Origin of the sequence: Rhodococcus sp. SORGH_AS_0303, from assembly GCF_030819335.1 — a bacterium.
In the GTDB taxonomy this organism is placed as follows: Bacteria; Actinomycetota; Actinomycetes; order Mycobacteriales; family Mycobacteriaceae; genus Rhodococcoides.
Map to the genome: position 1 here is coordinate 1,081,488 of NZ_JAUTBO010000001.1, position 23,360 is coordinate 1,104,847.

At 69.1% G+C, this 23,360-nt stretch carries 22 protein-coding genes; 14 read left to right on the top strand and 8 right to left on the bottom strand.

Translation table 11 applies throughout. The features are described 5' to 3' along the window. Nucleotides 1-28 precede the first annotated feature (28 nt). From QE449_RS04990 to QE449_RS05000, 3 genes are all read left to right on the top strand, one after another. A complete protein-coding gene (locus tag QE449_RS04990) occupies nucleotides 29-535 on the top strand; it encodes a DUF664 domain-containing protein (RefSeq protein WP_307108326.1) in 507 nt (168 codons plus the stop codon). A gap of 62 nt (nucleotides 536-597) precedes the next feature. Further along, nucleotides 598-1,149 (top strand): hypothetical protein, encoded by a 552-nt coding sequence (locus QE449_RS04995; RefSeq protein ID WP_307108327.1) that lies wholly within the window; start codon nucleotides 598-600, stop codon nucleotides 1,147-1,149. A gap of 46 nt (nucleotides 1,150-1,195) precedes the next feature. Next, entirely contained in the window at nucleotides 1,196-1,663 is a 468-nt protein-coding gene (locus tag QE449_RS05000) for a phosphoribosyltransferase (protein WP_222632966.1), read from the top strand. 10 nt (nucleotides 1,664-1,673) lie between these two features. Here QE449_RS05000 and QE449_RS05005 read toward each other — a convergent pair whose 3' ends face one another. Together QE449_RS05005 and QE449_RS05010 are read right to left on the bottom strand one after the other, a co-directional pair. After that, nucleotides 1,674-2,984: an MCE family protein gene (locus QE449_RS05005; protein WP_307109680.1), complete on the bottom strand. Its 1,311-nt coding sequence runs from the start codon at nucleotides 2,982-2,984 to the stop codon at nucleotides 1,674-1,676. A gap of 66 nt (nucleotides 2,985-3,050) precedes the next feature. After that, complete coding sequence (locus QE449_RS05010; RefSeq protein ID WP_056441992.1) at nucleotides 3,051-4,079, bottom strand: NADPH:quinone reductase; 1,029 nt, start codon at nucleotides 4,077-4,079, stop codon at nucleotides 3,051-3,053. A 98-nt stretch (nucleotides 4,080-4,177) separates the two neighbouring features. Here QE449_RS05010 and QE449_RS05015 point away from each other — a divergent pair, with 98 nt between their 5' ends. Genes QE449_RS05015 through QE449_RS05025 form a run of 3 tightly spaced genes read left to right on the top strand, consistent with a single transcriptional unit; the run spans nucleotide 4,178 to nucleotide 7,602 of the window. Continuing rightward, a complete protein-coding gene (locus QE449_RS05015) occupies nucleotides 4,178-5,824 on the top strand; it encodes an alkaline phosphatase (RefSeq protein WP_222632964.1) in 1,647 nt (548 codons plus the stop codon). 45 nt (nucleotides 5,825-5,869) lie between these two features. Beyond that, the gene (locus QE449_RS05020; RefSeq protein ID WP_307108328.1) at nucleotides 5,870-6,718 is read left to right on the top strand and encodes a rhodanese-related sulfurtransferase; all 849 of its coding nucleotides are present in this window, start codon (nucleotides 5,870-5,872) and stop codon (nucleotides 6,716-6,718) included. Beyond that, on the top strand, nucleotides 6,715-7,602 hold the full coding sequence (locus QE449_RS05025) for a pseudouridine synthase (protein ID WP_307108329.1): 888 nt from the start codon (nucleotides 6,715-6,717) through the stop codon (nucleotides 7,600-7,602). Before QE449_RS05020 ends, QE449_RS05025 begins: the two co-directional genes overlap by 4 nt. A 58-nt stretch (nucleotides 7,603-7,660) precedes the next feature. Here the strand turns inward: QE449_RS05025 and glsA are convergent, their stop codons facing one another. After that, on the bottom strand, nucleotides 7,661-8,854 hold the full coding sequence (gene glsA / locus QE449_RS05030) for a glutaminase A (RefSeq protein WP_307108330.1): 1,194 nt from the start codon (nucleotides 8,852-8,854) through the stop codon (nucleotides 7,661-7,663). Continuing rightward, complete coding sequence (thiM, locus tag QE449_RS05035; protein WP_307108331.1) at nucleotides 8,851-9,681, bottom strand: hydroxyethylthiazole kinase; 831 nt, start codon at nucleotides 9,679-9,681, stop codon at nucleotides 8,851-8,853. The genes glsA and thiM overlap by 4 nt, the downstream gene beginning before the upstream one ends. A 254-nt stretch (nucleotides 9,682-9,935) precedes the next feature. Here thiM and QE449_RS05040 point away from each other — a divergent pair, with 254 nt between their 5' ends. From QE449_RS05040 to QE449_RS05070, 7 genes are all read left to right on the top strand, one after another. After that, nucleotides 9,936-10,136 carry a cold-shock protein gene (locus tag QE449_RS05040; RefSeq protein ID WP_027504730.1) on the top strand — a complete coding sequence of 67 codons (201 nt, stop codon included), beginning with the start codon at nucleotides 9,936-9,938 and terminating at the stop codon, nucleotides 10,134-10,136. A gap of 171 nt (nucleotides 10,137-10,307) precedes the next feature. Further along, nucleotides 10,308-11,387, top strand: coding sequence for a BMP family protein (locus tag QE449_RS05045; RefSeq protein WP_037184768.1), 1,080 nt, complete (start codon nucleotides 10,308-10,310; stop codon nucleotides 11,385-11,387). Nucleotides 11,388-11,389: 2 nt separating this feature from the next. Next, nucleotides 11,390-12,967, top strand: a complete 1,578-nt coding sequence (locus QE449_RS05050; protein ID WP_307108332.1) for an ABC transporter ATP-binding protein — start codon at nucleotides 11,390-11,392, stop codon at nucleotides 12,965-12,967. Continuing rightward, nucleotides 12,964-15,429 (top strand): hypothetical protein, encoded by a 2,466-nt coding sequence (locus tag QE449_RS05055; protein ID WP_307108333.1) that lies wholly within the window; start codon nucleotides 12,964-12,966, stop codon nucleotides 15,427-15,429. The genes QE449_RS05050 and QE449_RS05055 overlap by 4 nt, the downstream gene beginning before the upstream one ends. 97 nt (nucleotides 15,430-15,526) lie before the next feature. After that, nucleotides 15,527-16,174 (top strand): SDR family oxidoreductase, encoded by a 648-nt coding sequence (locus tag QE449_RS05060; protein WP_027504733.1) that lies wholly within the window; start codon nucleotides 15,527-15,529, stop codon nucleotides 16,172-16,174. Between the two features lie 39 nt (nucleotides 16,175-16,213). Beyond that, the gene (locus QE449_RS05065) at nucleotides 16,214-17,077 is read left to right on the top strand and encodes an HAD hydrolase family protein (protein WP_307108334.1); all 864 of its coding nucleotides are present in this window, start codon (nucleotides 16,214-16,216) and stop codon (nucleotides 17,075-17,077) included. A 15-nt stretch (nucleotides 17,078-17,092) separates the two neighbouring features. Next, nucleotides 17,093-17,836, top strand: a complete 744-nt coding sequence (locus tag QE449_RS05070; RefSeq protein ID WP_222632959.1) for a siderophore-interacting protein — start codon at nucleotides 17,093-17,095, stop codon at nucleotides 17,834-17,836. Nucleotides 17,837-17,858: 22 nt separating this feature from the next. Here QE449_RS05070 and QE449_RS05075 read toward each other — a convergent pair whose 3' ends face one another. The 3 genes from QE449_RS05075 to QE449_RS05085 all read right to left on the bottom strand — a co-directional run bounded on the left by QE449_RS05075 (nucleotide 17,859) and on the right by QE449_RS05085 (nucleotide 20,720). Continuing rightward, a complete protein-coding gene (locus QE449_RS05075; RefSeq protein WP_051613116.1) occupies nucleotides 17,859-18,419 on the bottom strand; it encodes a hypothetical protein in 561 nt (186 codons plus the stop codon). 61 nt (nucleotides 18,420-18,480) lie between these two features. After that, entirely contained in the window at nucleotides 18,481-19,317 is an 837-nt protein-coding gene (locus QE449_RS05080; protein ID WP_307108335.1) for an ESX secretion-associated protein EspG, read from the bottom strand. Beyond that, nucleotides 19,314-20,720, bottom strand: coding sequence for a hypothetical protein (locus tag QE449_RS05085; protein WP_307108336.1), 1,407 nt, complete (start codon nucleotides 20,718-20,720; stop codon nucleotides 19,314-19,316). Before QE449_RS05085 ends, QE449_RS05080 begins: the two co-directional genes overlap by 4 nt. A 155-nt stretch (nucleotides 20,721-20,875) precedes the next feature. On the opposite strand from QE449_RS05085, the gene QE449_RS05090 reads away from it, so the two are divergent. Next, nucleotides 20,876-22,072, top strand: coding sequence for a metallophosphoesterase (locus tag QE449_RS05090; RefSeq protein WP_307108337.1), 1,197 nt, complete (start codon nucleotides 20,876-20,878; stop codon nucleotides 22,070-22,072). Here QE449_RS05090 and QE449_RS05095 read toward each other — a convergent pair. Next, nucleotides 22,035-23,351 carry a CdaR family transcriptional regulator gene (locus tag QE449_RS05095; RefSeq protein ID WP_222632955.1) on the bottom strand — a complete coding sequence of 439 codons (1,317 nt, stop codon included), beginning with the start codon at nucleotides 23,349-23,351 and terminating at the stop codon, nucleotides 22,035-22,037. The genes QE449_RS05090 and QE449_RS05095 overlap by 38 nt on opposite strands. Between the last annotated feature and the right edge of the window lie 9 nt (nucleotides 23,352-23,360).

A 23,360-nucleotide genomic window follows, 5' to 3' on the forward strand; every position in this document is an offset into this window, starting at 1 on the left:
TGGGGCCACCGACCGAAGGAGACCACCCGTGGACCACAGAGGCGTGCTCATCGACGCGTACGACCGCATCAAGGAGACCGTGCACACGACGCTCGACGGCCTGGATCGGGAGGCGCTGACCTACCGCATCGATCCGGAGGCCAACACCATCGCCTGGCTGGTGTGGCATCTCGCGCGGGTGCAGGACGATCACGTCGCGGGTGTGGCGGGCAGCGAGCAGGTCTACACCGCGGACGGATGGAACGCCCGCTTCGCACTTCCGTTCGACGACGACGCCATCGGGTACGGGCAGTCGACGGAGGACGTGGGCAAGGTCGACGTCGACGCTGAGCTCCTCGCCGGGTACGTCGATGCCGTTCATGCGCGCACCGTCGAGTACCTCGACACCCTCACGGCAGAAGACCTCGACCGGGTGATCGACGAGAACTGGGATCCGCCGGTCACGCTGGCCGTCCGCCTCGTCAGTGTCGTGTCCGACGATCTACAGCACATCGGCCAGGCGGCCTTCATCCGTGGAGTCGTCGAGCGGCGGTGAGAGAGCCCCGTGTCGGACGGCCGTGACATCGTGACGGCACTCAGCACGAGAGGACCCGAACGATGACCACCACCACCTGGCCGCTGCGTTGGCCGGCGTCCGCACGCGATGTCGCCGACGGCATCGTCCGACTCTCCGCGGCGCTGCGAGAGTCCGATGCCGACGCGGTCGACGATACTGTGTCGGAACTGGCCTCGCAGAACGGTGTTCGCGTCGAGGACGTCTACGCCGCGATCCTGCGGATGCTCCTCGAGGCTGCTCATCCCGACGGCCTCGACGGTGACGACGTGGGCGCCGTCGTCCGCGAGGCGGCCGCGAAGGACACCGGGTCGGATCCGTCGGACGTCGTGGCCGTGGTGCTCGGCACCCTGGGGGTCCATCCGGAACCGGAGCGTCGGACGAGCGGGTCGAGGGCCGAGGACGAGAGTCAGGACCCCGACGACCGGCGAGACGACGGCCAGGTGGTCGTGGCGAGAATGGCCGCGGCGCCTGCGATCCGCGCGTCGGCGGCGGTCACGGGCGTGCTCCTCGCCCGCATCGGATCACCGATCGAGGCCGTGGTGACCATGGTCGTCGACGACATCGCCGCCGCGGAGACCATCGAGTGGCCGTGATCGCTCGTCCGATCCGGTGGCACCGGCACGGGTAACGTGAGTCCCCATGCGCGAGACACTGACGTGGGACCTGTTCGGCACGGCGTCGCGTGAGCTCACACGCACCGTCGTGGACAGTGGCTTCCGGCCGGACATCGTCATCGCGATCGCACGCGGCGGACTCATCCCGGCCGGGGCTCTGGCCTACGCGATGGGTGTGAAGGCCGCCGGCACGCTCAACGTCGAGTTCTACACCGACGTCGAGGAGACGCTGCCGGATCCGGTGGTGCTCGCGCCATTGCTCGACACCGATGCACTCGTGGGCAAAAAGCTGCTCGTCGTGGACGACGTCGCCGACTCCGGGCGCACTCTCGCGCTGGTCGTGGGCTTGCTGAAAGAGCATGCGGCAGAGGTGAAGTCCGCCGTCGTCTACACCAAGCCCCGCACCATCATCACGCCGGACTTCTCGTGGCGGGAGACCGATCTGTGGATCGAGTTCCCGTGGTCCTCGGAGCCGGTCATCGAACGGAATTGACCTGCTGCCGTCAGCGGATCGCCACCTCGGCGCCGCGGAGTGCGGGTGCGCCGATCAGCGTCGTCCAGGACGGGACCGCGGTGGGCTCGACGCCGCTGCCCTGTCCGTAGATGACGGCCAGCGTGTCTCGCTCGGCGTCCGATCCGGCGTACGACGCGTCGGCCGGAACGGGTGACTGCTGTGGGAGCGATGCGTACTCGATGTCCTGTGGGCCGGGATTGCGAGAGGGCACCTGGTACGACCCGTCGTTGAGTCCACTGCCCGGGTACTGCGGGAAGAACCGTCCGGGTGCGGTGACGTCCTGATAGCAGGCGGCCGGCCTGTCGTCGAAGAGGCGCGGTTCGTCCTGGTTGGGGAGGTAGCCGCCGCGCGGGTTGACGAAATTGATGGTGGCGCGCGCACCGGGGTACGGATCACCCACTCCCAGAATGCGTCTCGCCTCCCCGATCAGGCCCGCGAACTTGGGCAGCATGCACCCGAACGTGGGGGAGAACTCGGCGAGCAACTCCAACGTCTCTCTGCTGCCGTCGGCGATGGTGATGATCGACTCGGCGTTCGCCGCGAGCAGGTCCGCGGTGCTGCCGGACGATGCGGACGCCGACGTCAGAAGCGTGTCGACGGCGGGACGTCGCTCGACGAGCGTGTTGCCCGTGACGGTGAGGTTGTCGAGCGCGTCGAGCAGATCCGGAGCCGCGGTGGAGTAGGTCTCCGTCAGGGCGGCGAAGTCGACGAAATCCTGCTGCAGCGCGGGCAGTTCACGGCTGAGGCCGGTGACGATCTCGTCGAGTCGGTCGAGGGTGCGACCGAGTGCCTCGCCCCGCCCGTCGAGGGCCTGCGACAGCGCGCCCAGAGTGGTGGCCAACTTGTCCGGGGGAATGGCGTCGAGCAAGGGCAGCAGGCTGTCCAGTAATTGGCCGACCTCGATGGCGTTGCCGCTCGTGTCCTGCTCGATGACGTCGCCTTCCGCGATGGGAGTGCCCGTCCCTCCCCGCGGAATCTGGAGTGCGACGTAGCGCTCGCCGAACAGCGTCTTGGGCAACAGACGCGCCGTCACGGACGCCGGAATCATCGGTGCCGAGTCCTCCTCGAGCGCGATGCGGGAGATCACGACACCGTTCTCCGTGGTCGACGATCGCACCTGGCCGACGATGACTCCCCGCACCTTGACGTCGGCGTCGGGTGGCAGCGCGTTTCCCACCGAATCGGTGCGCAGTTCCACCGTCACCACGGACTCGAATGTCCGGGCGTACACCGCGGTGGTGAAGCCGACGAAGGCCACCACGGCCAGAAAGAACGCGAGACCGGCCAGGCGGCGCACCATCATCCGGGAATGGTGACCGCGATCACACCATTTGTCAATGGCCTCTCGACCGTTGACACGAAAGGATCACGGGGCGCTGATGTCGATGAGCACCTTTCCGGTCACCCCGGACTCGACGGCGGCATGAGCGTCGGCCGTGGCACCGAGAGAAAAGCGGTGCAGCGGCAGCCCGTGCGACTCACCGACCGGAAGTGCACCGGCCCGAACAGCCTCGGTCACGTCGTGCTTCGCGGCCTCGAGAGCGGCGGTTCCCACGGTGTACAGCAGCACGAACTGGTACCGGATGTTGCCGACCATGCTCGGGCGGATGTCGATGGAGACCGCGTCGCCGCCGTTGTTCGCGTAGATCGCGACCGACGCGCGGGGTGCGGCGACGGCGGCATCGAGCTCCGCGTTCTGGGCGGGAGCCACCTCGACGATGATGTCCACACCGTGCGGAGCCAGTTCGCGGATGCGAGCCACAGCGTCGCCGGACTTGTAGTTGACGATGTGGTGCGCACGGGCTGCGGTGGCCAGACCTGCCTTCTCCGGGCCGCTCACCGTCGTGATGACGGTGGCGCCGGCCCAGCGGGCCAGTTGGATCGCGGCGTGGCCGACCGCACCTGCACCGCCGGCGACCAGGACGGTCTTGCCGTCCAGTGCGCCCGGATGGAGACGGGACGGTCCGTCCTCGGACACGGTGAGCGCGCGATGGGCGGTCACCGCCGGGACGCCGAGCGAGGCGCCGAGGTCGAAGTCGGCGTTCTCGGGCAGCCGGACCACGCGATCCGCCGGGACGACGGTGAACTCCTGGGCGGTTCCGGTGGGGCGCTCGTGCTGGGCGAGCAGCAACCACACCCGGTCACCGGTGGCGATGCCCTCGACCTCCGGGCCGACCGCGTCGACGACACCGGCCCCGTCCTGGCCCGGAACCACCTCGTCGAACGCGGGCTTCTGCCCCGGACCCGCGCCCGTCCGCGACTTCCAGTCGGTGGGATTGACCCCCGCGACGACGAGGCGCACCCGCACCTCGCCGACGCCGGGCTCCACGATGTCGCGGTCGACTGCGGTCAGGACGGAGGGTGCACCGGTCTCGGTGTAGACGATTGCCTTCATGTGTGGGGCAACGATTCGACCGGGGGGTCCTGTTCCTGAGAGGGCGCCGCTCGAACGTTCACTTGACCGATCGGCCCCCATGGCATGGACTCACGGGCGTGCACGAGACTTCTCTGAACCGCCGCGGCTTCCTCCGGACCACCACCCTCGCCGCAGGGGTGGGCGCCGCGGCGACCCTCACCGCGCGGACCGCGGCGGCGCAGTCGTCGTCCGTCTTCCGACACGGCGTCGCCTCGGGCGACCCACTCGAGGATGCGATCCTGCTGTGGACCCGCGTCACGCCGACCCCCGACGCGACGCCGGGGTCCGGCCGTGGACCGGCCACCACCGTCACGTGGGAGCTGGCGCGCGACGCCGCGCTGACCGACGTGGTGCGCTCGGGCAGCGTCGTCACCTCTGCAGACACCGACCACACGGTGAAGGTCGACGTCACCGGTCTGAGCCCGGCGACGACCTATCACTACCGCTTCACGGCGGCGGGCGAGTCGTCGACGGTGGCCACCACCCGTACTGCCCCTGCCGCCGAGGCCGACGTCGCGCGCCTGCGATTCGGCGTCGTGTCGTGCGCCAATTGGGAGTCGGGGTACTTCTCCGCGTATCGCCATCTCGCCGCCCGCCAGGATCTCGATGCGATCATCCATCTGGGCGACTACATCTACGAGTACGAGACCGGCGGCTTCGAGGGCAAGAACGGCGTCGTGCGAGTGCACGATCCAGTGCACGAGATCGTCTCCCTCGCCGACTACCGAATCCGGCACGCCCAGTACAAGTCCGATCCGGATCTCCAGGCCGCTCACCGAGGTGTTCCGTGGATCTGCACGTGGGACGACCACGAGTCGGCGAACGACGCCTACGCCACGGGCGCCGAGAACCATCAGCCGGACACCGAGGGGGACTGGGCCTCGCGCAAGGCCAACTCGGTTCAGGCCTACTACGAGTGGATGCCCGTGCGCGCTGCGGGAACCGCGAACAACCGGCACCTGTACCGCCGACTGCGGTTCGGGACGCTGATGGAGCTGTCGATGCTCGATCTCCGCACCTACCGTTCGAAGCAGGTGCTGCCGTTCCAGGGCCCGGCGGTGGACTCGCCGGATCGCACCATCACCGGCGCCGACCAGATGGCGTGGCTGACGGCAGGTCTGACGTCGTCGCCCACGCAGTGGCGCATCATCGGCAACCCGGTGATGATCACGCCGACTCTGATTCCGCCGCTGGACCCCGAGGCGGCGCGAGGTGTCACCCAGCTGCTGGGGCTGCCGGCCGCCGGCGTGTCCTACAACGCCGATCCGTGGGACGGGTACACGGCCGACCGTCGTAGGCTGCTCGACGCGATCCGTACCGCGGGAGTCGACAACACCGTGTTCATCACCGGCGACATCCACTCCTCGTGGGCGTGCGACATCCCGGTCGACGCCGCGGCGTACCCGGCGGCGGGAACGGTGGCGACCGAGCTGGTGGTCACGTCGGTCACCTCGGCGAACATCGACGACTTCCTGAAGGTCCCGGAGCACACGGTAGGACGGGTGGCGGAGGAGGCGTTCAAGGCCTTCAACCACCACGTCAAGTACGTCGACCTCGACACGCACGGGTTCGGTGTCTTCGAGGTGACGCCGTCGGGCGCGCAGATGGATCACTGGTACGTCACCGCCAAGGAGGATCCCGCGTCGACGGCCTACTTCGGTGCGGGTTTCCGCGTCGGGTCGGGCACGCAGACGGTGGCTCCCGCCCAACCCCTGGCTCCCTGACCGCCGTGACTTCAGGCCGGCTCGAGGAATCTAGACTGTTCCTCCGTGTCGACGCCCAAGATCGTGCTGTTCTACGTGTTCACGCCGCTGCCGGACCCCGAGGCGGTCCGGCTGTGGCAGCACACCCTGGCGTCCGCACACGGGCTCACCGGCCGGATCATCGTCTCCCCGCACGGCATCAACGCGACTGTGGGCGGCGACGTCCGCGCAGTCAAGAAGTACGTCCGCGGCACTCGTGAATACGCGCCGTTCGCGGCCGCGGACGTGAAGTGGTCGGACGGCCGCGGCGGCGACTTCCCCACACTCAGTGTCCGGGTGCGTCCCGAGATCGTGACATTCGGAGTACCGGACGAACTCCACGTGACCGCGGACGGCGTCGTGGGGGGTGGCCGCCACCTCGCACCCGAGGAGGTGCACGACCTGGTGGCCGAGCGGGGGGACGACGTCGTCTTCCTCGACGGCCGCAATGCCTTCGAGGCCGCGATCGGACGTTTCGACGGCGCTGTGGTTCCGGACGTCGAGAACACGCGAGAGTTCGTAACGCAGTTGGATTCCGGTGTGTTCGACCACCTGAAGTCGAAGCCCGTCGTCACCTACTGCACCGGGGGCGTGCGATGTGAGGTGTTGTCCTCCTTGATGCGCTCGCGCGGCTTCGAGGAGGTCTACCAGCTGGACGGCGGCATCGTGCGCTACGGCGAGAAGTACGGTGACGACGGTCTGTGGTCGGGTTCGTTGTACGTCTTCGACCAGCGCCAGACCGTCGAGTTCTCCGATCATGCGGCGATCATCGGAACCTGTTCGCGCTGCGGCACTCCCACGTCGCGGTACATCGACACGGACGACGGCCGCGGTCGTGGGTTGGCTCTGGTCTGCACCGAGTGCGTCCCCACGTGACAGTGCCGTTGCCGTTCCGGGACGGCCTCGCACCGCTGCGGCATCGGTTGCCCCACGGCGAGCATCCGGCGACCACGCTCGAATACCTGGAGAGCGTGCTGCCCGGCGACGCGTGGCGGGCGACGATGGCGGCGGGGGAGGTGGTCGACGAGCGCGGCCGCCCGTACAGCGAGGACACGGCCTATCGCGCCGGTGCCGTCGTGCACTTCCACCGGATCCCGGAGCCCGAGGTGCCGGTTCCCTTCGAGATGGAGATCCTGCACGTCGACGACGCGATCGTCGTCGTCGACAAGCCCCACTTCCTTGCGACCATCCCGCGCGGGCGTCACATCACCGAGACCGCGACGGTGCGGCTGCGGCGGCTCTTCGACGAGCCGGACATCACGCCGGCCCATCGGCTCGACCGCGCCACCGCGGGAGTCCTGATGTTCACCAGAGCAGCCCGATTCCGCCGGGCGTACCAGGACCTCTTCGTCGACGGGAGCGTGGACAAGGAGTACGAGGCCGTCGCCGGATTCGACCCCGGCCTCACCTTCCCGCGCAGTGTCGAGAGCCGGATCGTCAAGGAACACGGCGTCATGACCGCGCACGAGGAACCGGGTGAGCCGAACAGCGAGACACGGGTGGAGATCATCGAGAGGGTGGGCGACGCGGCGCGCTACCGGCTCTTCCCTCGCACGGGCAAGACGCATCAGCTGCGCCTGCATCTCTCCTCGCTCGGCATCCCGATCCACGGCGACCCGTACTACCCGACGTTCACGTCCGTGGCGCCCGACGACTTCTCGACACCCCTGCAGTTGCTCGCGCGCCGGTTGAGCTTCACCGATCCGCTCACCGGCGACCCCCGCACCTTCCGCTCACGGAGAGAACTCCGGCTCGTCTGATTCCGGCCGGCCTCCGGCCTTTCCACTCTCCGACCCCGGCCGTCCTCCGGCCTTCCCGCTACATGAGCCCGTTGGGGTCGTCCACCTCGACGTCGTGGCCGTCGCCGCGCAGTCGCTCGATCAGCTCACCGAGCAGCCGCACCGCAGCTCCGTTGACCGCTCGGGCGGGCTCGAGCTCGAAGCCGATGCGTGTCGGCTCGTCCGGAAGGTCTGCCAGGACGCGGCTCATGATGTTCTCCGCGCCGGCGAACCGGATGTCGCCCTGCAGCTCGTACACCGTGCGGCCGTCCTCCTCACGGGCCCGGCGCACCGCGGAGTGACCGGACGGGGCGATGTCCATCATGTGCAGATCCATGTCCCGCGACAGTCGCTCGAACACCTCGACCCCGCGCACGCTGTTGCCCCGGTCGTCGAGTCGTGGGGAGTGGACGGCGATCCCGAGCTGACCGGGCAGCACCCCGATGATCGCGCCGGACACACCGCTCTTCGCGGGAATGCCGACGTTCGCGATCCAGTCGCCCGTGCCGTCGTACATCCCGCACGTGGTCATGGTCGAGAGCACCTGTCGCACGACGGCGGACGTCGCCACCCGCTCGCCGCTCTCGGGATGGACACCGCCGTTCGCCATCGTCGCGGCGAGCATCGCGAGATCGGGTGTGGTGACGTCGATGCTGCACTGCCTGGCGTACCCGGTGACGACCTCGTGTGCATCGCACTCGAGGACCTTCACCGAGGCGAGCATGTGGGCGAGCGCCAGGTTCCGGTCGCTCGACTCCATCTCGGCGTCGAACACGTCGTCGTCGATCGAGAGGTCGCGGCCGACGAACGCGGAGTGCAGCGCGAGGATCCGGTCGACGCGATGCTCCACGTCACGCCCCTCGACCAACGAGTGTGCCGCGATGGCACCGGCATTGATGAGCGCGTTGCGCGGGCGGCCGGTGTCGCGTTCGAGCGAGATCTCGTTGAACGCGTCGCCCGACGGCTCGACGTCGATCTTGCGGTGCACGGCGTCGAGCCCACGGTCGGCCAGCGCGAGGGCGTAGGTGAGTGCCTTGGAGATGGACTGGATCGAGAAGGACGAGTCCACGTCGCCGGCGCAGTAGACCGTGCCCTCGACGGTGACGACGGCGACCGAGAACACGTCGGGGTCGGCCTCCGAGAGGATGCGGTTGCCCGTGAGGACCTCGCCGCCGTCCGAGTCCCGGCAGGCGCGCAGCACGGCCTCCAGGTAGTCGGTGATCGGTGACGTCACCGTGGCAGCCACTCGACGTGCGCGCGCCGGAGGATGTCGTCGGGAGTGACGGCGTGCAGTGCGTCCAGGTAGGCGACCGCGAACGAGCCGGGCGCGGTGGCGGTCTCGGCCGCGATGTCGGCGGCGACCGTCGCGTGCGTGTGGGCCGCGATCGTCGCGACTCCGTGGTCGTCGACGGCGGCGCAGTACGCGGCGACGAGAGCTCCGAGCGAACACCCGGTTCCGGTCACCTTCGTCATGAGGACGCTGCCGCCGTGCACCGTCGCGAGTCCGCCCTCGTGGGCGATGTGGTCGATCGCCCCACTCGCGGACACCGCTGTCGAGTAGGCGAGCAGGCCACGTGCGGCGTCGACAGCGTCCGCCGGATCGTCCGAGCTGTCCACGCCGCGTCCGGACCCGTTCCGCTCGTCGGTGTCGAGTCCGGTCAGGCGGTGGAGACCGATGATCTCGGACGCGTTTCCCCGGACGGCTGCGGGTCGGTGCTCGAGAAGGTCGCGGGCGAGTGCGCCGCGCCACGGCAATCCACCGGCAGCGATGGGGTCCAGCACCCACGGGGTGCCCGCCGCCGCGGTGGCCGCCGCGGTGGCCAGGTACACCTCACGCAGCTGCGGCTGGGGCGTGCCGAGGTTGATCAGCACCGCGTCGGCCACCCCGGCGAACAGCGCCGCCTCGTCCTCGTTGTCCACCATGGCCGCACTGGCACCGGCGGCGAGGAGCACGTTCGCGGTGAAACCCGCTGTGACGTAATTGGTCACGGCGTGGACGAGGGGCGCGCGGTCACGCAGCGCGACGAGCGCGTCGGCCACGGAGGTCGTCGGGTCGGTCATGAGACGGGTATACCCGCTCGGTGCTTCGCGTCACCTCACGCGGTACCGGTGGCGCATGGTCCCCGGTGTGTTGTAGCCTTATCGCAGCTGACAGGTCGTAGTTTTTGTGTGTTCGTGTTCATGCACGCTCGCTGGGAACTTGTAGTTGCGAGCGTGTGCGTCTTTCTGAGGAAACTCGGAGTTCGTCACGTTCAGTGCCGGCCCGGGTTTCACACGGTGTGAAACTCGAAGTATCAGCTGTAGGGAGCAACACCATGACTCAGGGCACCGTCAAGTGGTTCAACGCCGAAAAGGGCTTCGGCTTCATCGCTCAGGAAGATGGACCTGACGTGTTCGTCCACTTCTCCGAGATCCAGGGCACCGGCTTCAAGAGCCTCGAAGAGAACCAGCGCGTCGAGTTCGAGGTCACCTCGGGCGCCAAGGGTCCTCAGGCGAGCGGCGTTCGCGCGATCTGATTTCGGAGTAACCCACCGAAACTTCACACTGGGGCCGGACACCGACAGGTGTCCGGCCCCAGTGGCATGTCCGGGGGTGGGTCGCACACAGGTTTTCGGGCGGACGCTCGGCGCTCGTTCGACGCTCGGGTTAATGTTCCATCACAGCCACGAGCGAAACGGAGCACACCCGTGCCGAACACCCTTTCCAGAGCAACACTCTCCACCGTCGCAGTCGCGAGCGCGTTCACCCTGGTCACCGCCTGTGGGTCAGCGCCGGAAGACAGCGCGAGCGGCGGATCCGACTCGGGTGACTTCACCCCGTGCATGGTCTCCGACTCCGGCGGCTTCGACGACAAGTCCTTCAACCAGCTGAGCTACGAGGGCCTGCAGACCGCGGCCGGCGAACTGAACGTCGAGCCGATCACGGTGCAGTCGAACTCCCCGACGGACTACACGCCCAACCTGAACAACCTCGTCGATCAGGGCTGCGGACTGGTGGTCACGGTCGGTTTCGCGCTCGCGGACGCCACCAAGGAAGCCGCGGAGCAGAACACCGACGTCAACTTCGCCATCGTCGACGACTCGTCCATCGAACTGGACAACGTCAAGCCGCTGACCTACGACACGGCGCAGTCCGCGTTCCTCGCCGGCTACGCCGCAGCGAGCTACAGCAAGACCAACACTGTCGGTACCTTCGGCGGATCGCAGTTCCCCACCGTCACCATCTTCATGGACGGCTTCGCCGACGGTGTGAAGTACTTCAACGAGCAGAAGAACCGCGACGTGCGCGTCATCGGTTGGGACGTCGACGCCCAGAACGGCTCCTTCACAGGTGGATTCGAGGCGAACGAGGTCGCGAAGAACACCGCGCAGGGCCTCATCGACCAGAACGCCGACGTCATCTTCCCGGTCGGTGGTCCGATCTACCAGTCCGCTGCCCAGGCCATCCGTGACGCGAACCGTCCGATCGCGCTGATCGGCGCCGACGCCGACGTGTACGTCTCCGACCCGTCGGTGTCCGACCTGGTGCTCACGTCGGTGACCAAGGGCCTCGCCACCAGTACCGAGGAAGTGGTCAAGGCGGTCGGCGACGGCTCCTTCGACAACACCCCGTACGTCGGCACGCTCGAGAACGACGGTGTCGGCATCGCTCCGTTCCACGATTTCGAGTCGCAGGTCGATCCGGCTCTGCAGGGTGAACTCGACACGATCCGCGCGGGCATCATCGACGGATCGATCACGGTCACGTCGCCCTCGTCGCCCAACTGACGATGGCGTCGAACGACACCGCGTCCACGCTCGACAGCAGCCCCGGGCACGACCTGCCGAAGCTCGAACTCCGGGGCATCACCAAGCGTTTCGGTTCCCTGGTCGCCAACGACCACATCGATCTCACGGTCGAGGCGGGCGAGATCCATTGCCTGCTCGGTGAGAACGGTGCCGGGAAGTCGACGTTGATGAACGTCCTCAGCGGCCTGTACCGGGCGGAGGAGGGCGAGATCCTCATCGACGGGGAGCGGCGCACCTTCGCCGGCCCCGGCGAGGCGATGACCGCCGGGATCGGCATGGTGCACCAGCACTTCATGTTGATCCCGGTGTTCACCGTCGCCGAGAACATCATCCTGGGCAACGAGAAGACGACGTTCGGCGGTCGCCTCGATCTCGACGCGGCTCGTGCGCTGGTACGGGAGGTGTCGGCCCGCTTCGGATTCGACGTGGATCCGGACGCGACAGTGGGCGATCTCCCGGTCGGCGTGCAGCAGCGCGTCGAGATCATCAAGGCGCTCTCCCGCGAGGCCGACATCCTGGTCTTCGACGAGCCGACGGCGGTCCTCACCCCGCAGGAGACCGACGAGCTGATGACGATCATGCGTCAGCTCGCCGAGGCGGGAACGGCCATCGTCTTCATCACGCACAAGCTGCGTGAGGTGCGCGTGGTCGCCGATCGCATCACCGTCGTCCGCCTCGGGAAGGTCGTCGGCCAGGCCGAGCCGACCGCCACCGACGGCGAACTGGCGTCCCTCATGGTCGGTCGCGACGTGCAGTTGCGCGTCGCCAAGGACCCGGCGCAGCTGGGGGATGCCGCGCTGGTCGTGTCGAACCTGACGGTTCCGGGTGCTGCCGGCCCGGTGGTGAACGACGTGTCCTTCGAGGTGCGCGCCGGCGAGATCCTGGCGATCGCGGGCGTGCAGGGCAACGGTCAGACGGAGCTCGCCGAAGCACTGCTGGGTCTGCATCCGGCGATGACCGGTCAGATCACGCTCGACGGTGCCTCGCTGGTCGGTCGCGACGTGAAATCCGTGCTCGACGCCGGTGTGGGTTTCGTTCCCGAGGACCGCACCGAGGACGGACTCGTCGGCGAGTTCACCATCGCCGAGAACCTCATGCTCGACCGGTCGCACGGCGGGCCGTTCTCCGCTCGTGGCAGCATCGTGCGGTCCTTCCTCCGGTCGTTCGCGTCGGAGAAGGTGTCGGAGTTCGACATCCGCACGCCGAGCATCGACACGGCCGTCGGCAGACTCTCGGGCGGTAACCAGCAGAAGGTCGTGCTCGCACGGGAACTCGGGCGCGATCTGCGCCTGCTCATCGCGTCGCAACCCACGCGCGGAATCGACGTGGGATCCATCGAATTCGTGCACAAGCGCATCGTCGCGACGCGGGACGCGGGCACCCCCGTCATCGTGATCTCGTCCGAGCTGGACGAGGTGTCGGCGCTGGCCGACCGCATCGCGGTGATGTACCGAGGCGCCATCGTCGGCATCGTGTCCGGCGACGCCTCACGAGAAGAGTTGGGACTGCTCATGGCCGGAGGCCACTCCACCGACGCGAACACCGAGGGAGCCGCGTGACCGCGACGGACACCGCGACGCCGCCGTCCACGTCCGAGTCGGTGCTGCGCAAGATCGCCAGTGGCAGTGTGCTGCTGTCCCTGCTGTCGGTCCTGATGGCGTTCGTGGTCGGCGCGATTCTCATCGCCGTCACCGATCCGCAGGTGCGTGAGACGGCGGGCTACTTCTTCTCGCGGCCCACGGACATGCTCTCCGCGATCTGGGACTCGGTCTGGGGCGCCTACTCGGCGCTCTTCCAGGGCAGTGTCTACAACTTCCGACGGCCTCGGTTCGCGGACGGTATCCGTCCGCTCACCGAGACCCTCACCTTCGCCACCCCGCTGATCGCCGCGGGTCTCGGTGTCGCGCTGGCGTTCCGGGTCGGCATGTTCAACATCGGCGGCCGCGGCCAGATGCTGATCGCCGCCGCGTGTGCCGGCTACGTCGGGTTCACCTTCGACCTGCCGCCCTACGTGCACCTCATCGTCGCGATCCTGGCCGGTGTCGTCGGCGGCGCGCTGTGGGGCGGCATCGCCGGACTGCTGCGAGCGCGGACCGGCGCGCACGAGGTGATCGTGACGATCATGCTCAACTACGTCGCGTTCTACCTGATCTCGTACCTGCTGCGCACTCCCGGCGCGCTGCAGGCACCCGGCTCCAACAACCCCAAGACGCCCGCGATGATGGACGACGCGATCCTGCCGTCGCTGTTCGGATCGAAGTACTCGCTGCACTGGGGCTTCCTCCTCGTCATCGCCGTGACCGCAGCTGTGTGGTGGTTGCTCGAGAGGTCGAGCGTCGGCTTCCGGTTCCGTGTCGTCGGGGAGAACGCCTCCGCGGCCCGCGTGGCCGGCATCAAGGTCGAGCGCGTGTACATCTACGCGATGGTCCTGTCGGGTGCTCTGGTCGGGCTCGCCGGTGTCGCACAGGTACTCGGTACCGTCACCACGGGTTTCTCCGCTGACATCGACGCCGGCATCGGATTCGACGCCATCACGGTGGCACTGCTGGGGCGCTCGCGTCCGTGGGGTGTGTTCGCCGCCGGCATCCTGTTCGGAGCCTTCAAGGCGGGGCGGCTTCGCGATGCAGGCCGCGGAGTCGATCCCCATCGACATCGTGCTCGTCGTCCAGTCGGTCATCGTCCTGTTCATCGCCGCGCCGCCCCTGGTGCGAGCGGTGTTCCGACTACCCGAACCTCGAGCGAAAGGGGTGAGCTGATGAGCACACTCGCCACGGCTCCTCCTGACGCCGGGTCCCGTCCCGCCGCCTCCTGGAAGCTTCCCGTCGTCCTGGGTGTCGTCACCGTCGTCGCGCTGCTGGCCTTCGGGCTGCGGGGCGACAGCGGCACCAGCACGTTCTCCCTGGCCAGTGACAGCGACTTCGTCAGGTTGCCGGACGTGGGGCTGCCCGCGCGCGCCACGTGCATCGCGCTCGTGATCCTGCTCGCCGCCCTCACGCTGGTCAGTGCGGTTCGCACCCGGGCGGGGCAGCGCACACCGGTGGCGGTCACCGCGGTGTTCGCCGTCGCGTTCGTCCTGCTGTTCCTCACGTGGTCCGCGGTGGGCGAGACCATTCCCGTGCCGGGCCTGCTCCTCGGAACCGTCGCCCTCAGCACGCCGCTGATCTTCGGTGCGCTCGGCGGCGTCGTCTCCGAGCGCGTCGGCATCATCAACATCGCCATCGAGGGCCAGCTCCTCGGCGGCGCGTTCGTCAGCGCGGTGGTCGCGACGCTCACCGGGTCGCCGTACGTCGGTCTCGCCGCGGCCCTCGTGGCAGGAGCCTTGGTGGGCAGCGTCCTCGCGGTGTTCTCCATCCGGTACTTCGTCAACCAGGTCATCGTCGGCGTGGTGCTCAACGTGCTCGTCGTCGGGCTCACCAGCTTCCTGTACTCCAAGGTGCTGGTCCCCAGCGCCGCGACACTGAACACGCCGCCGCGCTTCCCTCGCATCGAGATTCCGCTGCTCTCGCAGATCCCGATCATCGGTCCGGTGCTGTTCCGGCAGACGGTCATCGAGTACGTCATGTACATCGCTGTGGCGGCCGTGTTCGTCGGCCTCTTCCGCACGCGGTGGGGCCTGCGGTTGCGCGCGGTCGGTGAGCATCCGCGCGCCGCGGACTCCGTGGGTATCGACGTCGCACGCACCCGCTTCTGGAACGTCTGCCTCGCGGGGGCCATCGCCGGCATGGGCGGCGCGTACTTCACCCTGGGGTCGGTCGGTGCGTTCGGCAAGGAGATGACCGCCGGTGCCGGCTACATCGCCCTCGCCGCCGTGATCTTCGGACGCTGGGATCCCGTCCGTGCGACGTTGGCGGCCCTGCTGTTCGGATTCGCGTCCAACCTGCAGAACGTGCTGGGCATCATCGGCTCGCCGGTACCCAGCGAATTCATGTTGATGCTGCCCTACGTGGTCACCATCCTGGCGGTCGCCGGGCTCGTCGGGAAGGTGCGTGGTCCCGCCGCGGCGGGCAGACCGTATCCCTGATCGGCGTCCGATGTTTGTCGGGCGCCGACAGCAGGGAAACCCCCCCTGTGGACGGTCGTACGGCCGCCCGTGCTCGAAGAAGGGACACCCGGAACTCATGTCACGCATCGCAGTCGTCGGCGGCCACGGCAAGATCGCCCTGAAGCTCGCGAAGATACTGACCGAGAGTGGGCACCAGGTCACCTCGCTGATCCGCAATCCCGATCAGACCGCCGACATCGAGAAGACCGGCGCAACCGCCGTCGTCGCGGACGTCGAGGCGCAGACCACCCAGGAGATCGCCGGAACCGTGACCGGCCACGACGCCGTCGTCTTCGCTGCCGGCGCCGGGGGTGGCGATGCCGACCGCACCTACGCCGTGGACCGCGACGCCGCCATCCGCTGCATCGACGCGGCGTCCGCGTCGGGCGTCCCGCGGTTCGTGCTGGTGTCGTACTTCGGTGCCGGACCGGATCACGGTGTCTCCCCGGACGACTCCTTCTACGCGTACGCCGAGGCGAAGGCCGAGGCCGATCAGCACCTGAAGAACAGCGACCTGTCCTGGACCATCGTCGCGCCGTCCGGTCTCACCGACGACGCCGGCACCGGCTCCATCACCACCAAGGAGCAGGGAGCGACGGGCGCCTCGGTCAGTCGCGACGACGTGGCCGCGGTGATCGCCACCGTGCTCGACACCCCGTCCACCGCCGGCCGCATGATCGAGTTCGACCAGGGCGAGACGCCCATCGCCGACGCGCTGAGCTGACTCCCGGTCGGAACGGTCACCGGGTGAGAGGCTGGCCCGGTGACCGTTCGACTCTTCGCCACCGATCTCGACGGGACGCTGCTGCGCTCCGACCGGACCATCTCCGCGCGCACCGCTGACGCCATGGCGGCAGCGCGAGACGCGGGGATCGACGTGGTGTGGGCCACCGCCCGTGCTCGGCACTCCGTGCACGAGTTCGCCAAGCAGAGCGGTTTCCGCGGAATTGCGGTGTGCGCCAACGGCGCCGTCCTCATCGATCTCGCCGACGGGACACCCGTGATCACCGAGACGGTGGGGATGGACGTCGCCGTCGGCCAGGCCGCGGTCGACCGGGTGCGCGCCCTCGTACCGGGAACCGTGGTCGCCGCGGTCGGACCCACCTCGTTCGTCGCGGAGACGGGATACGCCGCGTTGTGCGTGTTCTCCGACCATCACCGCGACCCGTCCACCATGGACACTGTCGTGGGTGGTGATTTCCCGTCCGACAGCGACCGGCCTCCGGCCTTCCCGTGGTTGCGGGAGGACATGGTGAAGATCGTCGCCCGCCACGCCACCGTGCCGAGCGTCGATCTCTACCGCGCGTTGCTCGCCGGCGGTGTCGACGATGTCTCGGTCACCCATTCCGGCGCGCCCTACGTGGAGATCGCCGCGCGCGGAGTGTCCAAGGCGACCGCTCTGGCGGCGCTGTGCGAGCGCCGCGGAATCGCACGGCGGGAGGTTGCGGCCGCCGGCGACGCACGCAACGATCTGGAGATGCTCGCGTGGGCCGGCACCGCGATCTGTCCGTCCAATGCCATCCCTGAGGTGCAGGCTCTCGTCGATCGGGTGGTCGCGAGCAACGACGACGACGGCATCGCGGAGTACCTCGAGGAGTTGGCACACCCCCACGTCGGTCAGGGTTAGGCTACCCTCAGCTGCATGACCGACGCAGCGACCAGCGAGCAGACCAAGGGCTGGCAGGGCACGGTCCTCAAGCTGATGGGCGGCTCGGACGTGCTGCTGACCGTCCTCGCGGCGGAGGACGTCACCCCGCACTACCGTCGGTTGACGGTCTCCGCGGGTGGACTGTTCACGCGTAAGCCCGTGCATCCCACGATGTGGTTGCGCCTGTGGTTTCCCACCGACGACGGCAGTGCCTCGCTGCACCACCGTGCCTACACGGTCGTGAACCCGGACCCCGAGAACGACCGCTTCGACCTCGAGTTCGCGCTGCACGACGGTCCGGCCGCGCACTGGGCACGACGCGCCGCCCCTGGCGACACCCTCGAGGCGACCTTCCAGGGCTCGAAGTACGCGGTACCGGACCCGCTTCCCGCCGGGTACCTCATCGCGGGAGACAGCGCGGCACTTCCCGCGGTGAACTCGTTGCTGGCCGCTCTGCCCGACGATCTTCCCGTCACCCTGTGGCTCGAGACCGTGCACGACGGCGACGACGCGCTCCCGCTCGCGGCGACGAGCGCCACGCAGGTACATCGAGTACGACGGCGTGACGGCGGTGCCTCGATGGTGGAGGCCGTCTCGGCCGCAGCGTTCGACGCGTCCCGCCACGCCGCATGGGTCGCGTGCGACACGGTCACGACGCGCTCGATCGCGTCGATCCTGAAGTCCGACTACCGCGTTCCGCGCAGGTCGGTCAAAGCTCAGGGGTACTGGATTCCCTGAGCGTCACGCACGACGGGGGCTGTCAGGGACGACCGTGATACGTCTTGGCCGCGGTGGTGGACAGCAGGGCCACGATGACGAACCCCATCAGGCCGTTGACGATCGCGGAGCCGAACGCAGCGGTGATCGCTCCCGCGGCGAGGAACGGCAGCACGATGATCGCGACGACCACCAGTCCGGCGATCCAGCTGAAGAACGTGTTCGGTGACGGCACCGCCTGGAACAGCAGGAGCATGAACGCTCCGGCGAGGATCGCGGCGAGGGCGCCGTACACACCGGCGATCCAGGGATCCTCCAGTCCGTACATCCAGAACACGCTGGTTCCGGTTCGGTTGTAGACGGCCTGGACGATCGCCGTGGCCACCCATCCTGCGATGAACGTGGTGATGGCGGTGGCGACGACTCCGCCGATGAACGGGCCGACGTCGAACTTCAGTCCGGACGATGCGGGCTTCTGCGGTGCGTAGCGCTGACCACCGGGCTCGGCGTAGGGCTCCTGCCGACCGTAGGCCCGAGTGCGGTCGTCGTAGCCGTAGTTGCCGACGTCGCGGTTGTCGGAGTCGCGCGGGTAGCGATCGCTCATCTGCCCAGTCCTCTCGATCGGCCGCGCACGCGTCAGCGCCGCAGCGTTCAATGGCCCAACCCTAGCTGCGTGTACCCGTCACCGGTGGTACCGCACCGGCCCGTCGGATCTCGTCGTCGAGCGCCGCCGCGATGGTCTGGGCCGTGGCGGGCAGCACCGCCACCACGTCGGTCGCGTGCACCAGGTAGCGCCCGTCACCGAGCGCGTCGATCCACCGTCTGCCGGCGATCGCCTCGAGCGGGCCGTCGCCGCCGTGTCCCACGACGATCTCACCGAGCCCCTCCCGTGGCCCGTCGAGGATGTGGATCACGCGATCGCGGTCGGTGTCGCCACGCGAATCGTGCAGGTGGGACGACGGAGCGCGGACCACGTCGTCGCGGGACACGGACGACGGCGTCACCCGTCCCGCGCGGCGGTGGGGCAGCGCCGCCGTGAGGGTGTGGGTCATGCGCTCCGGTGGTACGGCGTGAACGTGAACCGTGCCGCCGGTGTCGGAGGTCGGTCCCGGGTCCTGGACCACCACGACGGCGAGCGGGAAGGCCGGAGGCCGGTCGGAATGGAGCGGGAAGGCCGGAGGCCGGTCGGAATGGAGCGGGATTGCGGAGTACGAGGTTGCGGCTCGAATGCGCACGCGTCGATCGCCCGACTCCACCCCGCAGGCGGTGACCTGGAGTCCGGGTCCGCCGAGCAGGGACGCGACGGCCAGCAGCGATCGGTCGCCGAGGCGGCGGCGGGCGGCCTCGCGTTCCGCACGCAGATCCGCGGCTGTGCGGGCGTGCGTGGTCCAGGAGAAGGGGAACGGCACTCGATCGCGGCCGATCCGGTCGAGGAGTACGGCGAACTCGAGTGACGTGAGGTGCCACGAGGCGACCCCCGTGGGAGCCGCTCGAACGATCACCCGATCACCGGGGGAGCGACGAGTGGGAGCTCCCCGACCAGGCGGTCGCCGTTGTCCGCCGTGACCAGGTAGCCCGCCGTGGTGTGGTCGCCGTCCTGGTCTCCGCCGGCGCGGCTCCCCGGCATCATCGCGCCCGGTCCGGAGGCCGCCGCGCGGGTGCCCGCGCCGGAACCGCCCGCGCCGGCTGAGGTCGCGCTCTGCAGGACGGGGCCGGTGGTACCGCCCGAGGGGCCGCGCCCGGACGAGGATCCCGGACCGAGTGTCCGCGCGCCCGACCCACCGGATCCCGCCGATGACCGCTGCCCTGCGGTCCCGTACCCGGCGGGGGTCGAGCCGCGCCCGAAGCCCGCGGGTGAAGTCAGGGCAGGCCGGGATCCCGACGGGCCGACCGGTGCCGTGCTCACGGGTGCGACACCCGGCGGCGGAGCTGCGCCGTTCGGGGTGCTGCTCGTGCCTGCTCCCGCGGAGTTCTGGGCGGCGGCCGCAGGCTGTGGCCCTGCGACGGGCGTCGAGTCGCCGACCGACGCCGCCGTGGTCGGTGCGGGAGTCGCCGCGAGCGACGAGAGTGCCGTCGAACCGAGCGATGCGGCGTCGACACCTCCGCGCATGCCACCGGCCGCCGAGGACGAGGAACCCGACGCGGACCCGCTCGCCGGATCTCCCGGCGGCGTCAGCACCGGCACGCCGTGATCGGCTCGGACGGCGGTGGGGACGTAGGTGCCGTTCATGACCGCCACGGCCTCGGCGCGCCGCTCCTCCTCCTCGGCCATCATCGCGGTGATCGATCCGGCCGCGCCGACGGGTCCGAGGAACGCGGCCGTCATCGCGGTGCGCGCCCAGTCCGACGGTGTGAACGACTGGGGGGCGGGCATGGTGGCGCGGGTGAGCGCGAACCCGTCGCGGGACTGCTCGAGCTTGCCCGCGACGATGTCCATGAGGTCGAGGGTGCGCAACGACTCGGTGCGGTACGTGGTGATCGCGGCGAGCGCGGAGTCGGCCGCGGCGCCCTGCCAGTCGGTCCCGAGCACGGCGCCGAGGTCGTTCCACAGGGTCCACACCAGTGCGGTCGCCCGGGTGTGGGCCTCGCGCCACATCGCGGCACCGGAATCGAGGAGCTCCGGCGTGAGTTCGGTGGTGTTCGCGAACATCTCGGGGTGCGACATGCCGTCGAACGCCTCCGGGACCACGACGCTCGCGCCACTCGCCGTGTCGCCCACCCTGGACCTGTCGACGGCCTCGCGCGCGACCCGGACGGCGTCGTCGGCGTGGAACTCCGCCGTCAGTCGTGCCGCGGACTCCGCCGCGTCGCTGTCGTGTCCCGTCGCGAAGTCGACCATCTCCGACGCCGCGTCCGAGATCGTCTCGCCCGCGGCACCGATCACCCCCGTGATGTCGAACCCCATGTTCGTGTCCTCCCCGACCGCGGTGTCACGATCCCCGTGACATTCGACGCGCGGACCGGCCGCACGGTTCCGCGTACGGTTGACGCGTCTCTCCCACGCGCGGCGATGCTCCTCGAGAGATCGCCGACGCTCCCGACACCGAAGGAACGTGCACCATGTCGGACCACTCAGTGCCGGGCGAGGTTCGCGAGAGCACTCCGTCCGGCGGGCCGCCCGTGGGCCGGCTCGCCGTCGTGACAGTCGTTCTCGCGATCCTGTTCGGGACGCCGCTGTGGACTCTCGCGTTCACCGGCGCGGACTGGCCGATCGCCGCGAAGATCATCGCGACGGTGGTCGCGGTCGGTGCTGCCGCCGCACTCGTGGTCGGCATGGCGAAGGGGCACGGCCGGGCACACTCCGACCGGTGGGCGCGCATCGGGGACACCCTGCTCGGACTGGTGTGGATCGCGTTCGTGTGGTCGATCATCGGGCTCGTCGTACGGCTCGGGCTCGGCGTCGTCGGGGTCGACGATCCGCTGCGATCGCGCATCGTCGCCGGCGCCGTGCTGGCCGTCATCGTCGCGTTGGCGGTGTGGGGACGACGCGAGGCGATGCGGCTGCCGCGCACGAAGCACGTGACGGTGACGCTCGATCGACTCGGCGCCGGACTCGACGGGCTCCGCGTCGTCCTGGTGACGGACACGCACTACGGTCCGATCGAACGGTCCGTCTGGTCCTCCGACGTCGTGGCGGAGATCAATCGCCAGGACGCCGACATCGTCTGTCACGTGGGTGATCTCGCCGACGGGTCGGTGGAGCGTCGACGCGAGCAGGTGGCGCCCCTGGAACGAGTGCACGCGAAGTCGGCGCGCGTCTACGTCACGGGCAACCACGAGTACTTCGGCGAGGCCCAGGAGTGGCTCGACCACATGACGTCACTGGGTTGGGACTCGTTGCACAACAGGCACATCACCGTCATGCGCGGTGGTGACAGGCTCGTCGTCGCCGGGGTGGACGACAGGACCGCGCGCGGGTCGGGCGAGGTGGGTCACGGCGCGGATCTGACCGCCGCGCTGGCGGACGCGGAACCGTCGCTGCCGATCTTCCTGCTGGCGCATCAGCCGAAGCAGATCGACGCGGCAGTGGCGGCGGGAGTGGATCTGCAGGTCTCCGGGCACACACACGGCGGGCAGATCTGGCCGTTCGGATTGCTCGTCCGACTCGATCAACCGGTCGTCCACGGCCTCAGCCGACACGGCGCCCGCACGCAGCTCTACACGAGCCGGGGCACGGGGTTCTGGGGTCCACCGTTCCGTGTCTTCGCACCGAGCGAGATCACCGTGCTGACGTTGCGGTCGAGCTCTCTGGTGTGACAGTCGTGGCGGCGCCGACGCCGGCCACCGCGTCCGCCCAGTGCCCGGAGCGGACCAGGGCAAGGGTGAGGAGGAGCCGGTCGTCCGGCGCGGTGATGGATCGGCCGGTCAGTTCCTCGACCTGATGAAGCCGATAGATCACCGTGTTCCGGTGGCAGTACAGCAGTTTGGCGGCGTTGGTGGGTGAACCGTCGGTGGCGAGGACGTGCGCCAGAGTTCGGAGCAGTACCTCCCGCTGCGCGGGCGGGTGTCCGTTCAGCGACCCGAGTGCGTGGGACACGACCAGATCCGAGATCTCGTCGTCGGCAGACATGACGATGTGGGGCAGTCGGTCCGTGGCCACCGCGGCGGGAGTGTCGCCGGCGCCGATGGTGGCCGCCGTGCGCGCGGCAGCTCGGTACGCGGCGGCGAAGGTCACGAGTCCGTCCGTCGACGCGGCGATGCCCACCGGTCCGACCGCGCGTGCGGCGAGAGCCTCCGCCACCGAGCTGAGGTCCGCCTTGGCCGGGCACACGACGCCGAACTGAACCCCGTCGCGAATGTGCCAGTGCGACAGTGATGTCACGCCGTCGACGGCGTCCTCTGGTGAGGTCAGGGGTGGGTCACCTCGCTCGGACAGCGGGCCCACCACGCACGCGATCCGATGCTGTGCGGTGAGCCCCAGTGTGTTCCGCGCATCGACGACGAACGCGGGATCGGCTCCGCGCCCGTCGCGCAAGCCGTCGAGAACGGCGAGGATCTTCGTGACGTCGCGCTGCTGCATCCGTGCGGTCTCACGCCGGTACGAGTCGACGAGAATTGTGTTCTGCGCATCGAGTGCGTGCCACAACCGTTGGCCGGCGACGAGAAGCAGTCGCGGCTCGAGCAGCCCGGGATTCGCGCCGCGAGCGTTGACGAGTTCCTCCCACAACGTTCGACTACCGAGGGTGTACGCCTTGAGCACGAGTTCCATGGGGATGCCCTGGCGCGCGCGTTCGCGACCCGTGCGCCGCCACACCTCGGTGTTGTCCTCGCTACCGTGCTGCGTGCCGCTGAGCTTGCGCAGCCCCAGACGGATGTGTTCCCGCGTGCTGCGACGGACCACGGCCGTGATGTCGGAGCCGGCCTGGAGATAGTCGGGGTCCTGCTCGAACAGGGCCAACGTGATGGAGTCGGCGATGGCGTCCGCCTCCGGGATCAGCGTCGCCCACGCGCGTTGGATCGCGGCTCGTTCCTCCGCCGACAGCCGTCCGCGGACAGGATTCAGCCCCGATCCACGGCCGATCGACGGCGACGCCATGCGCGCATT